We start from the raw sequence: 13,250 nt of genomic DNA on the forward strand, positions 1-13,250 counted from the left end.
CTATACAAGAGAATTGTTTTTTTGTAGTCTGATAAATGGAGGTGTTTACTATGTGGCAGGACTTTAAGAAGTTTGCATTTAAAGGGAACGTGTTAGATTTAGCTATTGCGGTAGTAATAGGAGGAGCGTTTGGTAAAATTGTCTCTTCATTAGTTGAAAATATCATTACGCCTGTAATCGAGTTACTATTATTCGAAGCAGATTTTTCATCGTTAGAGTACAAAGGAATTTTTTATGGAAAATTTATTCAGTCTGTATTTGATTTCTTTGTGATTGCATTTTCTATTTTCTTGTTTGTTCGATTATTGTCAAAATTTAATCGTAAAGAAGACGTAGCAGAAGCTGTGGAAGAAGCTCCACCAGTTGATGCAAAAGAAGTATTGCTTAAAGAAATTAGAGATTTATTGAAAAAGCAAAACAATGTTTAAAAAAGTAACAAAAATGCCTAACCAAGAAATTATTTCGTGGTTAGGCATTGTATTTTATTTTCCATCTTCAATAAGCGTTTCAACATCAATAACGATTTCTTCTTTTGGTACATCAGTTGACCCATTATAGTTTTTTACAACTACACCGTTTTGATCCACTAAATAAAATGATACCCCATGAATTACTTGATCTGTATTGGGATCGTCTTTTACTAATGTTTTAAAATTATCAGCTGCAAATTTTGAGATATCCTCTTGTTTATAGCCCGTTAAAAGTTGCCATTTACTGTCGTCTGCTACATCATAGTTCCCTAAATACTCTTGAAGTTTTTCTGGTGTATCGACTTCCGGATCTACACTAAAAGCTACGATGTTATAATCTTCTATTCCTTTGTCAACTAACATCTGCTGAATATCACTCATATTATATGTCATAGGAGGACACACTGTTTCACAATTCGTAAAGATAAATGTTGCCAGCCATACTTTTCCTTTTAAATCATTCAAAGAAACATTTTCATTGTGTTGGTTCGTATAATTGAAATCTTGTACTTCCCAATTTGTTTGGGCTTCAAAGTTTCCACTACTACCACATCCTACGAGTACCACTACAGAAATGATAATAACAGCTATAAATTTCTTCATTTATGAGACCTCTCTTTTCTATTCATAGCCTTATCTTAACGAAACAAATATGTTCATTCAACTACTATGTCTCGTGTATTTCAACAGTTTTGTGACTAGAGTACTCATTTTAATGATAACAGTACAATTTTGATTTCTTCTAGTTTCCCTTCTACTCGGTGCATTAAATAAAATGACACGAAAATTGGAAAGCCTACATCTTGAATCAATGAAAACCACTGTTCCATAGTATCACTTCCTTTTTTAAAAAGACTCTCCTTGAAGGAGAGTCTCAGTCTGTAGACAAACTCAATTTTGAGTTCATAGAGTTGTATATTAAATTCGGCAAGGACCCCCACTTCGCTTTCCGTGGCTTGGCTTCATCCTCCTAGGCCAACACGATGTTGGTCATCAATCGTTGCCGCAAAAGTTCTTTTGCGACGAGCTTTGCGCAGGAGCAGGATGCGGCGAACTTAGATTGCCTTCCCCTCAACTGTGGGGTATCCAGCTTAAACTGTTCCCACAGGGGTCTTCGTGCTGGTCCTTGCCTTATAAACAATTCCTAATAGATATCTACTATCTTTATTTTAATTGGATTAAGCAACCTGTTTTGATAGATTTTTTTATTCATTGTCGTCAATCTGAGACTCTCCAAGAAGGAGAGTCTCGGAATCTTAGATAATTTGTGTGACGTTTCGCTCAACTACTTTTGCGCTTTTCACAGCAGAAACTGGTCTTCCTGCAACATGAAACACATTGCTCGCTATGATAGCTGCCATACCTGCCTCAATTTCTGCTTCCGTTAATGTGTCCTTTGGATTATCTACTGTAACCATTAACAATTTTCCGTTTTCTGTTTCAAATTGAAGTTGTAATGTTTTTGCCATTCCATTTCCTCCTTATTAATGTTAGATTATATTGGATGTTTCTACTTTTTCAGCTCCAATATAGGGGCTGTTCGAAAAGCTTGCTAGTGTGATAGCAACAGTGTCTAATCCATTCGCTGTAGCTGCTGCTAGTATATTTCGATAGGATTTAGACTTTGTCTTCATCTTCCCGTCACCTGTTAACCCTCCTTCAAATGTTAACTTCAGTACTGCTTGTTTGTATTCAAGATTCGCCATGTGTATCACCTCCTTTCAACAAGTAGATAGAGTCTTTTTAAAAGAAAGGATACATAGAGAGTGAAATTTTTTGGGGAACATCTTATACTTAATATAGAAAAACGAGGTGAATAGATTTGTTACAGGGTTGGTTTTTGTGGTTTATATTATTTTGGGTAGTAGTTTTAGTTACTTTAATGGCAATTGGTGGATTCTTTATGTTTCGTAAATTCTTAAAGGCTTTACCTAAAGACGACGGTAAATCTGACTTAGACTGGGAAGAATATTATGTTGATAAAACCATTCATCTATGGAATGAAGATCAAAAGGAACTCTTAAATGAATTAGTTAGTCCAGTCCCAGATCTCTTTAGACCCGTTGCTAAACAGAAAATTGCTGGTAAAATTGGTCAGCTGGCCCTTGAAGAAAAAGCTACTTCCATTTCGCGTGAATTACTAATCAGGGGCTACATTATAGCAACACCTAAAAGGGATCATAAATTTCTAAGAAAAAAATTAGCGGAATTAAATATTGACGTTACTCCGTATACTAAATTTTTTGAGCTATCTGAAGTAAGTCCAAAGAAACGATAAAAAAGCGAGCGGCCCTTTATGAGAGCCCCTCGCTTTTTAACTTTTAAACAAAAGATTATGCTTTTTGTAGTTTTCGAAATTGTAAATACATAGCAATTCTCCAAGGAACAATCATACCAAAGGCTAAAATCCAAAACATACCGCTAAGTTCCCCCACATCAATCGAAGAACTTAAAATTAGCTTACCAACCAAACGGACTATTAGTAAACCAATCAAAATGAATATAAATGCTTTAGATTGCTTTAAGTAGATTTCACCATCTCTTTTTTCAAACTTAGAAGTCCAAATTAAAACAGAAGAAAACACGATTCCTACTGCGAGTGCTTCGATTATTTCCATCCCTGATACTCGAAAGAATGGAAAAACAAACATCAGAGCACCAGTGGACATAAACAATGGTGGTAGCAATATTTTTTTAACACTTGCGGGCTTTTTTGCTGCCTTTGCACGTATTGTTGTTACCAATATTCCCATACCTAGAGCTATCACGGTAGAAACAATAATCATTATATTTGGTGAAATTTTTTCAATCATGATAATTCTCCATATCATTTAGTTCTTTTAATATTCTACGAACATCATCTGTTTTTACAAACCTTGCATATCGTTGATATTCCTTTTTGTTCTTATAAAATAATACGACAGGAGCAGTATACAAAGATAACTGTCCTGCCATTTCTGGTACTTCTGCTGCATTAACTACATAAAAAGGGATTTCCACTTCTTTTTGCAAATTTTCTATTTGGGGATATAATCCTTCACAAACAGAACAATTAGTTGTTTTCACAAACAGTAACAGTGCAGATTCCTTCTCAACAACTTCCAACCAATGATGGTAGCTATTAATAAGTTTCATCAATTTTCATTCCAGCTAGTTACATTCTGCAATACTTGAACGATTTGATCGGGATTAAATGGTTTTGTAATGAAATCCTTTGCCCCATTTTCAATTGCTTCCACAATTAGTTTTTGTTGACCTAGTGCAGTGACCATGACAATTTTTGCATCTGGATACTCTGTTACAATAGCTTTAACTGCCTCAATTCCAGTCATTCCTGGCATTGTAATATCCATTGTCACTACATCAGGCAATAATTGTCGATACAATTCTACTGCTTCATTTCCATTAGATGCTTCTCCAATTACTTCAAACTGTTGATTTTCTAGCATTCTCTTGATAGTTGCACGCATGAAAACGGCATCGTCGACTACTAATACTGTTGGCATCGTCAGGCCTCCCTCACTTTAAAATCCAGTAAAGTCACCAAAAAACGGACTTAAAAGTCGAATAATATAAGTTAATCCATCAAAAAATAATAATATTCCTAGAGCAATCATGAAAAATCCGCCAATTTTCACGATTAAATTACTATTCTTACGAATCCAATTAAGTCGTGTAATAAAGAAAGATAACACGAAAAATGGAATAGCGAATCCTAGGACGTAGGCTAACATATACCAAACTCCTGCGTCAGGATTTGATCCCGCCATTAAGAGAACCGCAGCTAATATTGGACCGGTACAGGGTTGCCACCCTGCAGCAAAAGCCATACCAATCAATGTAGTTCCAAAATACCCGGAGGGACGGTTTTTAAACTGTAATCTTTTTTCTTTCATCAAAAACTCTGGCTTAAAAACACCAATTACTATTAAACCAAAAATAACAATAAAAATAGCACCGACTTGGCGTATTAAATCATCATATTGAATGAAAAATGTCCCTACTAACGAAGTTGCAAAACCTAATGCGATAAAAATAATGGAAAAACCTAATAAGAAGAATAAAGTATGTAGCATCCCTCTTCTTTGCATCAATTTCTTATCTGTTTTTATTTCTTCCAATGACATTCCAGTTATATAAGATAAAAATGCTGGATACAAAGGCAATGTACAAGGAGAAATAAAACTTAAAAACCCTGCACCAAAGGCCAAAAATAAATTAATATCGGTACTCACGGCTGTCTTCCTTTCCGAGTTACTCTCCCTATCGTACCAAATTTCATTCACTTTTACTCTACTAATGCTTGTGACAGCTTTTTGACTATTTTATATCTCGTTATTTAAAATGATTGGTAATTACCTTATGGCTTCAACAACGCCATTCTGAAGCAGATACATTTTATGATACAAACCTTTTTCGTTCAAGAGTTCTTGATGTGTACCTCGTTCCACAATTTCTCCGTGATGTAGTACTAGTATTAATTCTGCATCTTGAATCGTACTTAATCGATGGGCGATGGCTATTGTAGTTCTACCTTTACGCATCTTCTCTAAGCTACTTTGGATTGCCACTTCAGTTTCTGTGTCTATATTTGCTGTTGCTTCATCCAAAACTAAAATTTTCGGATTTGTAGCAATTGTACGTGCGAATGCCACCAATTGTCTTTGTCCGCTAGAGAATGTAGAACCTCTTTCTGTCACTTTTTGTTTATATGAAAACGGCAGCTTTTCAATAAAGTTGTTAGCTTGCACAAATTCTGCTGCTGCCTTAACTTCCTCTTCAGACATATCTTTATCATGTAATCGGATGTTACTTTCAATATCACCATAAAACAAAAACGGATCTTGAAGCACAAGGCCTACTTTTTCTCGGATTTCTTCTGTTTTAAAATCCTTAACTGAATGCCCGTCTATTTTAATATCACCTTGTTCAAACTCATAAAAACGCATTAGTAAGTTGATAATGGAGCTTTTTCCACTTCCCGTATGCCCTACTAGAGCTACTGTTTGACCAGGTTCTGCTGTGAAGGAGATATTTTTTAACACATCCGTTTTACCATCGTATGAAAACGTTACATGTTGAAATTCAATTTTTCCTTCTTCAATTTTAGCTTTTGCATTATCCTTTTGAGCAGGGGCTAAATCTTTCTCGTCTAGCAAAGTGAACACTCTGGATGCCGCAACGATTGCTTGTTGAAATATCGAAAGACGTTGCATTACTTGATTGATTGGTTCAAAGAATCGATCTATATAAGTTACAAAAGCATAAATTACCCCTACTTCTACGAAATTGTTCATAGAAGTTATCCCAAAGTAGCTTAATACCATAATAATGGCTAAGGCGTACACTAAATCGATCGCAGGACGAAGAAGAATACTATCTAACTTAATATTACGTTTTCCTGCATTCCAGTGTGAGTCATTAATATCATTAAATTCATCCTGTAAACGGTCTTCTTGTCTGAAAGCTTGAATCATAGTCATACCTTGTAAAGATTCTGCAAGCTTTGCATTTAATTGACTCAGTCTTTCACGTAAATCCTGATAAACGACAGAGCTGTACTTTCTATATGTTCGAATGATTACAAACATTATAGGTAATAAAATCGTTGCGAACAATGCTAATTTTACATTCAATATAAACATAGCAATATAAACACCAACTATTAAAAACCCACTTTGAAGGAAGCCTACTAATACGCTGACAAACATATCTTTGATAGCTTCTGTATCATTTGTTACACGTGACACAATACTTCCGGCTGGCGTTTTGTCAAAGTAACGCATCCCCAACTTATGCACTTTAGAAAACACATCAATTCGCATTTGTTGAATAATTTTCAGTGCAATTTCTTGGAATTTTAAAAGTTGGAAATAACTAATGATTACATTCCCGATTTGTATAAATATATAACCTAGTGCTAATCCCACTAGAGGTCCAGTTGGAAAACTTTTAGGTGTTAAATAATTGTCCATAAATACCTTGATTAAATATGGTCCCAATATATCTCCTGTTACAGTTAATACTAGTAAAAATAAAGCTATACATACTGCTTTCGTATGTGGTTTTAAGTATGTTAATAATCTTTTTAAAATCATCCATTGGTCTTTTCCGGTTAGCTGTGGCTGCTTCTCGTTCATTGTAACTCACCACCCTTTTCAACTAAAGATTCTAGTTGCTGTAATTGATACATTTCATAATACATTCCTTTTAAGTCCATCAATTGGTCATGAGAGCCTTTTTCAATAATAGTTCCTTCACTCATTACAATAATTTGATGGGCATGTTGAATAGCACTTAAACGATGAGAAGTTATAATAGTAGTTTCATCCGTTCGTTTTTCTTTTAATGCCTCTAAAATAGCTTCCTCTGTTCGCGCATCAACTGCAGATAAGGAATCATCTAAAATGAGGAGCTCTGGTTCCATCAGTAATGCCCGAGCAATCGAAATACGTTGCTTTTGACCTCCAGATAAAGAAACCCCACGTTCTCCAACGATTGTTTTATAGCCATCTGTGAATTGCAATATATCCTCATGAATATATGCTAGCTTCGCCGCTTCTTCCACCTGTTCACTTGTTGCGCTAGCATTTGCAAAGGCTATATTCCCAGCAACTGTTGTGGAGAATAAAAAATGATCTTGTGGTACATATCCAATCGCTTCACGTAAGCTTTTTTTCTTATACGCATCAATGGAATGATTACCATAGATAATTTCACCTTGATAACCTTCAAACTCTCTCATTAATAGCTTTAATATAGCAGTCTTTCCAGAACCAGTTTTTCCAACAATCCCTAACGTTTCACCACGTTTTAAAGTAAAATGAACATCATGTAAGGCAACTCGATCATCTTCTGGAAATTTGAATTCCTCTAGATCAAATTGTAAATCTCCTTCAGGTTTTTGATCTAAAGCTCCTTCTTTATCATCAATCTCTATTTTTTCGTCAAGCAAATTCTTAATTCGATCATAGGAGGCACTACCTCGCTCGACAATGTTAAATAGCCATCCAAATGCTAACATTGGCCATACTAGTAGTCCTAAATAGGATGTAAAAGCAAATAAGTCACCAATAGTCATTTCATCAGCAAGGATGAAACGAGTACCGAATATAATAGATAAGAAGAAACATGCTCCTACTATAAGTGATATTGTAGGGTCAAATAAGGAATCTACCTTTGCAACACGAATATTTTTTTCTACTACTTCTTGGGACAATTGAACAAATTCTTCCGTATCTTCTTTCTCTTGCCCAAATGTTTTTATAACTTTAGCACCTGAAATACTTTCCTGTGCTTTATCATTTAAATCGGAAAATGCTTCCTGTGCATAACGAAAACGTTGGTGTAAAAGCTTGCCATAATAACTTGTTAAAATGGCCATAAGAGGAAGCGGTAAAAGTGCAATAATCGTTAGTTTCCAGTTAATCGTAAATGCCATGGCTGCAATAACAAATCCACCTGTTGTAATAGAATCTACTAGAGTCAATACGCCTGCACCTGCAGTCTGTTGTACTGCTGACAAGTCATTCGTTGCATGGGCCATTAAATCCCCAACACGTTTTTTTTGATAGAACGATGGAGACATTCTCGTAAAATGATGAAAAAGATTCCTTCTTAGCAATCTTGCCAAATAGATGGCTGATCCGAAAATCATAATACGCCAATAATAACGCAAAATATACATCCCTGTAGCAGCAAGTGCAAGTATACCGAGCCATTTTACTAAAAATGCTGTAGTTAATGTTCCTTTACTTATTTCATCTACTACATATCCAATTATTTTTGGCGGTAGTAGCTGGAGAAAAGCAACAAACATCAGCATTAGAATTCCTATTAAATACTGCTTTTTCCTTTCTTTAAAAAACCATCCTAAATCTAAAAAAACCCTCACAATTTTTCCCCCATATTTACATATTAAGACTTTACTAGTTTAGCAAATGTTTGAACATTGGGAAAGGTACGAAAACAAAATTATTCGGATTCTGAAATAACTATACCTATTGTTGCGGAAATAAATTTATTGTTAACACTTTATTCACTTTTTTAAAAAAATTTTGCTACTTTAGCTAACTAAAGCTACAAAACAGTATATACTTTTAACATGAAAAAATTTATATCGACAAGGAGTGTTTCATTTGAATCAAACTAATACACGTGCTTTTAATTTTAACGCAGGGCCTTCTGCACTTCCGTTAGAGGTACTAGAAAAAGCACAAAGAGAACTGATTAATTTCCGTGGTACAGGAATGTCCATAATGGAAATGAGTCATCGTAGTTCAACATTCGAGGAAATACATAATGGTGCAATTGCCCGATTGAAAAAACTTTTTTCTGTTCCAGATGATTATGAAGTACTTTTCTTGCAAGGTGGAGCAAGCTTACAATTCTCTATGATCCCAATGAATTTTCTTAATGCTGGACAAAAAGCTGGTTATATTATGACTGGTTCTTGGTCAGAGAAAGCATTTAAAGAGGCAAAATTGTTTGGAGAACCTTATCAGGTTGCAAGTACAAAAGAAAACAAGTATCGGAACATTCCTTCATTACAAGATATGCAATATGATTCAGATGCTGCTTATGTACATTTAACTTCAAATAACACAATTTATGGTACAGGCTGGTTTGACTTCCCAGATACTGGGGATGTTCCTTTAATTGCGGATATGTCTAGTGATATTATGTCTAAACCTGTTGATGTAAGTAAATTTAGTATGATTTATGCTGGTGCACAGAAAAATCTTGGTCCATCTGGTGTAACTGTTGTTATTATCCGCAAAGATTTTCTTGAAACTGCAAACACAGAAATTCCAACTATGCTAAAGTACAGTACATTTGTTGAGAACAATTCTTTATATAATACACCCCCTACATTCGGTATTTATATGTTAGGAGAAGTGTTGAATTGGATGGAAGAAAAAGGTGGACTAACAGAAATCGCCAAACTAAATGAGGAAAAAGCAAAAGTTATCTACGATGTTATTGATCATAGCAATGGTTTTTATACTGGACATGCTTCTCCTGAAAGCCGTTCTCTTATGAACATCACTTTCCGAGTAGCTGATGAAGAACTGGAAAAGCAGTTTTTAGTGGAAGCAAAAGAGGCAGGTTTTGTAGGCTTAAATGGACATCGATCTGTAGGTGGCTGCCGTGCATCTACTTATAACGCTGTTCCTTTAGAAGCATGCCAAGCACTAAGCAATTTCATGGTTGAATTTCAAAACAAACATCAGTAAAAAAAGAAGAAGCCCTTGCCGTTAAAAACACTTGGCAAGGGCTTCTTCTTTTATCTATGACCTTCTTTTCTTGCTTGTATATATCCATAATATGCACAAGTTCCGTTTTGAGAGATATCTTTCACTTCAAACCCACACTTTTCGTAGAATTTAAAGTTGTTGGAAGAAGTATGAGCAAACCAATCACCGTGAGGCAATTTCTGTACACATAGTTCCACTAGCTTTTTACCGATACCTGTCCCGCGATATTCAGATAATACAACTAAATCTAATATGTTTGCCACCATTATTTGATCCGAAATAACTCGAATCATTGCTATCATTTTATTCTCCTTCCATACAGTAAATGCCCAGGTAGAATTATTGAATATTAATGAGAATTTTTCTTTCTGCCAATCTGGAGTATTTCTCGCCCATCCAGCATCTTCAAAAAGTTGTTCTACATATTGTGCCGGTACCCCCTCGGTACCTTCTCTAATTATTAAGCCGTTAAAGTATAAATACATTACACAGCACCCCCATGTTTGTAAATAGTATTCGGTACTCAGGTAACTATCTCCTCTTTAAATAGACTAATTATTTTTTATCCTCTATAATAACAACTGTAATTATAAAAATACGAACAATAAGGTGTAATTTATGGAAAAATATACGCAAATATTTCAAGGAACTGCTTTTTCAAGTAAGTCATCAAAAGAAGTCCAAATTTTAAAAGATTATCTTTTCTGCATTAATTCGAACGGAATGATTGAAAGGATAATTGCTCCAGATGACACGGATTATGTAACCTTACTGGAGACTTATCATGACAGTGAAAATTTTCACCGTTTAGCCGATGGACAATATCTTTTACCCGGATTTATTGATCTTCATGTACACGCACCCCAATGGGCTCAAGCTGGAACAGCATTAGACATTCCACTCTATGATTGGCTTAACACATATACTTTCCCTCTAGAATCTAAATTCTCTGATTTAGCATTTGCAAAAAATGTATACGATGAAGTAGTAAACACGCTTTTAGCAAACGGAACAACTACTGCACTTTATTTTGCAACTGTTCATAAGGAAGCGAGCCTCTTGCTAGCTGAAATCTGTGCCGAAAAAGGTCAGCGAGGTCTAGTTGGAAAAGTAGTAATGGATTCTCAAGAAGAAAATCCTGATTTCTATCGAGATACTGACACTCAGACCGCATTAGAAGACACAGAGGAATTTATCCTTGCAGTGAAAGAGTTAGCAAAATCTACTAAACAAGGTGTCTATCCTGTAGTTACGCCACGCTTTATTCCTAGCTGTACAGACGATGCCTTAAAAGGTTTGGGAGAATTAGCTGCTAAATATGATACATATATTCAGTCGCATTGCAGTGAAAGTGATTGGGAACATGAGTATGTACAAAATCGTTTTCAGAAGAATGACGCGTTTGCTTTAAATGATTTCGGGCTTCTACGCGAAAAATCTGTGATGGCTCATTGTAATTTTTTAAATGATGCGGATGCAGAGTTATTTGCAGAAACGGGAACGGCTGTCAGCCACTGCCCCGTTTCCAATGCTTACTTTGCAAATAGCGTCATACCAATCGCTCATTTGCATTCTAAAGGTGTTGAGATTGGGTTAGGATCGGATATTTCCGGTGGATTTTCACCTAGTCTTTTCGATAATGCTAGACAAGCTGTTATATCATCCAGAATGTTAGAGGATGGTGTGAATACGTCATTACCTGCAGATGAACGCGGTGTGTCAAATTCACGGATTACCATTAATGAGGCGTTTTACTTCGCAACTGCTGGTGGTGGGGAAAGTTTAAGCTTACCAATTGGTCGTTTAGAAGAAAACTATGCATGGGATGTACAAATCATTGATACTCTTTTACCATCCGCAAGACTACCTATTTTTAATTCGAATGAGGACTTAAACGATGTCTTCCAAAAAATAATGTATTTAGTTCGCCCAGAAAACATTCGAGAAGTTTGGGTCCAAGGTGAAAAAGTTCATTCTCATACGTAATGATAATTAGACGAAAGAGTATGTTTCATAACATGCTCTCAGACTGTAGAAAAACTCTTAGGATTTTGAGTTTCTCTATAGTCTTTTTTTTTAAAGTTTGATAAATAGAATTGGGATTTCCGCTCCTGGCGGACGCGTTCCGCGGGCGGGGGCCGAGCTGCTTCCTTCGCAAGGCTCAGTCCAGGGTCTCGACTGTCCCGCTTTTCCCGCTGGAGTCGCCGCCTCCGCTCCAATCAATCTATTGAATAATTACCTAATGAAATATTATATAAGTTAAGATTTCTCTAGGCAAAATCGAAAGGTATTGAGAGGATGAAACCTCGAAGCCTTTTATTGACAAGCTGAGAGCATGCTTTACAACATGCTCTTTTTATATCTTGTCATAAAAATAATTAAATTAAGAAAAGCTAATACTAGTATGACAAAAAACATGTAAAAAGAAATAGGATCTCCGGCTAAATTATACTCATCTACAATATATCCACTTGAATAAAGCGTTATAGCAGAGACGGATGTACAAATGAACGTTATACTTACAACTGAAAATAGGTTCACTATGTTTTTATTTAGAAAAATAACTCCGAATAATAATACGAGTAAAATGATAATGAAACCGATAAATACTGGTCTTAAATATATAAACTCTGGAAATTGATACTCCAATAAAATCGACTCCTTAACACTGTCTGCTGTTATAAATCAAATAAATAGTAGGAACCAACTATACACAACGATAGTGTATAAAAGATGTATTTGTTCATTTCTTTATTTAAATTCGGTATAGAATGAATTATTTTAACTAATGCGCCTGCGAACAAACCTACTAAGATTGCATCAAAGATAATAGGCATTCTATAAACGTGTTCATCTATCAATCTAAAGAGTATGATAGAAAAAGCTACAGATACTCCACTGAGAAAGACTTTAAGTTCATATTGATATCTCCATATTCTTTATGCGGTCACAAATAGTTTTATATGGACAGAAATTTATCTATCCGGTCATATTTTTTCTTATCCGGACAGAAAACTTTTTTTACGGTCACAAGTACATATTTATTTTTTGCATTCTAGATAAATTCTTTTAATTGCTTCCATGTGGAGTGCTTCATGATAAAAGCTGAACAGAAAGGTTTCTCCAAGGGTATGAAATTTGATGCCGGCTTTGTTCGTAAATGGTTCTGGCAGCTCTTTATCGAAATTTCCTTGTAGAGCTTTTTTTACTCTGGATTTTTGTTCTGTTAATACTATCGAAATTTCCTCTAGAGTAGGTGGAGTCTGTTCCCAATCATCGGGCTTTGTTCCTGCACTAAATAGCTCTTCATATTCATTTGGAACGCTCATCTTTTCACCCAAAACACCATAAACGAGTTTTTCTTGGATATATGCAATGTGACCGAAATTCCAACGAATATTATTATTAAAACCTTTTGGTACTATATCCGCAATCTCTTCTGGTATCGTTTTAATTGACTTCTCTGTTATTGTTCGTACGGTTTCCATATGATGAAATATCATTTGTTCCAATTCAAGTCCTC

At 35.3% G+C, this 13,250-nt stretch carries 17 protein-coding genes; 4 read left to right on the forward strand and 13 right to left on the reverse strand.

Features of this window, described 5'->3' with window-relative positions:
* Positions 1-50 precede the first annotated feature (50 nt).
* A complete protein-coding gene (mscL, locus tag AN959_RS08785; RefSeq protein WP_056829961.1) occupies positions 51-428 on the forward strand; it encodes a large conductance mechanosensitive channel protein MscL in 378 nt (125 codons plus the stop codon).
* Between the two features lie 54 nt (positions 429-482).
* Here mscL and AN959_RS08790 read toward each other — a convergent pair whose 3' ends face one another.
* From AN959_RS08790 to AN959_RS08805, 4 genes are all read right to left on the reverse strand, one after another.
* Positions 483-1,073 carry an SCO family protein gene (locus AN959_RS08790; protein WP_056829962.1) on the reverse strand — a complete coding sequence of 197 codons (591 nt, stop codon included), beginning with the start codon at positions 1,071-1,073 and terminating at the stop codon, positions 483-485.
* 104 nt (positions 1,074-1,177) lie between these two features.
* Positions 1,178-1,300 carry a YvrJ family protein gene (locus AN959_RS20635; protein WP_082355352.1) on the reverse strand — a complete coding sequence of 41 codons (123 nt, stop codon included), beginning with the start codon at positions 1,298-1,300 and terminating at the stop codon, positions 1,178-1,180.
* 426 nt (positions 1,301-1,726) lie between these two features.
* The gene (locus tag AN959_RS08800; protein WP_056829966.1) at positions 1,727-1,939 is read right to left on the reverse strand and encodes a DUF2922 domain-containing protein; all 213 of its coding nucleotides are present in this window, start codon (positions 1,937-1,939) and stop codon (positions 1,727-1,729) included.
* Between the two features lie 21 nt (positions 1,940-1,960).
* Positions 1,961-2,176: a DUF1659 domain-containing protein gene (locus tag AN959_RS08805; RefSeq protein WP_053589422.1), complete on the reverse strand. Its 216-nt coding sequence runs from the start codon at positions 2,174-2,176 to the stop codon at positions 1,961-1,963.
* Between the two features lie 116 nt (positions 2,177-2,292).
* On the opposite strand from AN959_RS08805, the gene AN959_RS08810 reads away from it, so the two are divergent.
* The gene (locus tag AN959_RS08810; protein WP_053589421.1) at positions 2,293-2,748 is read left to right on the forward strand and encodes a DUF2621 domain-containing protein; all 456 of its coding nucleotides are present in this window, start codon (positions 2,293-2,295) and stop codon (positions 2,746-2,748) included.
* A 55-nt stretch (positions 2,749-2,803) separates the two neighbouring features.
* On the opposite strand, the gene AN959_RS08815 is transcribed toward AN959_RS08810, so the two are convergent.
* The 6 genes from AN959_RS08815 to AN959_RS08840 form a co-directional block, all read right to left on the reverse strand.
* On the reverse strand, positions 2,804-3,283 hold the full coding sequence (locus tag AN959_RS08815; protein ID WP_056829968.1) for a CcdC family protein: 480 nt from the start codon (positions 3,281-3,283) through the stop codon (positions 2,804-2,806).
* Complete coding sequence (locus AN959_RS08820; protein ID WP_056829970.1) at positions 3,276-3,605, reverse strand: thioredoxin family protein; 330 nt, start codon at positions 3,603-3,605, stop codon at positions 3,276-3,278. Before AN959_RS08820 ends, AN959_RS08815 begins: the two co-directional genes overlap by 8 nt.
* Positions 3,605-3,976 carry a response regulator gene (locus AN959_RS08825; RefSeq protein WP_053589418.1) on the reverse strand — a complete coding sequence of 124 codons (372 nt, stop codon included), beginning with the start codon at positions 3,974-3,976 and terminating at the stop codon, positions 3,605-3,607. Before AN959_RS08825 ends, AN959_RS08820 begins: the two co-directional genes overlap by 1 nt.
* Before the next feature lie 18 nt (positions 3,977-3,994).
* A complete protein-coding gene (locus AN959_RS08830) occupies positions 3,995-4,705 on the reverse strand; it encodes a cytochrome c biogenesis CcdA family protein (protein ID WP_056829972.1) in 711 nt (236 codons plus the stop codon).
* Between the two features lie 120 nt (positions 4,706-4,825).
* Positions 4,826-6,610: an ABC transporter ATP-binding protein gene (locus AN959_RS08835; protein ID WP_056829974.1), complete on the reverse strand. Its 1,785-nt coding sequence runs from the start codon at positions 6,608-6,610 to the stop codon at positions 4,826-4,828.
* Positions 6,607-8,364, reverse strand: coding sequence for an ABC transporter transmembrane domain-containing protein (locus AN959_RS08840; RefSeq protein WP_056829976.1), 1,758 nt, complete (start codon positions 8,362-8,364; stop codon positions 6,607-6,609). Before AN959_RS08840 ends, AN959_RS08835 begins: the two co-directional genes overlap by 4 nt.
* A gap of 244 nt (positions 8,365-8,608) precedes the next feature.
* Between AN959_RS08840 and serC the strand changes: the two genes are divergently transcribed.
* Entirely contained in the window at positions 8,609-9,706 is a 1,098-nt protein-coding gene (gene serC, locus AN959_RS08845; RefSeq protein ID WP_056829978.1) for a 3-phosphoserine/phosphohydroxythreonine transaminase, read from the forward strand.
* A gap of 50 nt (positions 9,707-9,756) precedes the next feature.
* Here the strand turns inward: serC and AN959_RS08850 are convergent, their stop codons facing one another.
* Positions 9,757-10,212, reverse strand: coding sequence for a GNAT family N-acetyltransferase (locus AN959_RS08850; protein ID WP_056829980.1), 456 nt, complete (start codon positions 10,210-10,212; stop codon positions 9,757-9,759).
* A gap of 133 nt (positions 10,213-10,345) precedes the next feature.
* Between AN959_RS08850 and guaD the strand changes: the two genes are divergently transcribed.
* A complete protein-coding gene (gene guaD, locus AN959_RS08855; RefSeq protein ID WP_056829983.1) occupies positions 10,346-11,713 on the forward strand; it encodes a guanine deaminase in 1,368 nt (455 codons plus the stop codon).
* 354 nt (positions 11,714-12,067) lie between these two features.
* Here the strand turns inward: guaD and AN959_RS08860 are convergent, their stop codons facing one another.
* Positions 12,068-12,376 carry a hypothetical protein gene (locus AN959_RS08860; protein WP_056829985.1) on the reverse strand — a complete coding sequence of 103 codons (309 nt, stop codon included), beginning with the start codon at positions 12,374-12,376 and terminating at the stop codon, positions 12,068-12,070.
* Positions 12,377-12,768: 392 nt separating this feature from the next.
* Complete coding sequence (locus AN959_RS08865; RefSeq protein WP_253278900.1) at positions 12,769-13,230, reverse strand: DinB family protein; 462 nt, start codon at positions 13,228-13,230, stop codon at positions 12,769-12,771.
* Positions 13,231-13,250 lie beyond the last annotated feature (20 nt).

It is taken from the genome of Psychrobacillus sp. FJAT-21963 (assembly GCF_001420585.1).
Taxonomy (GTDB): domain Bacteria; phylum Bacillota; class Bacilli; order Bacillales_A; family Planococcaceae; genus Psychrobacillus.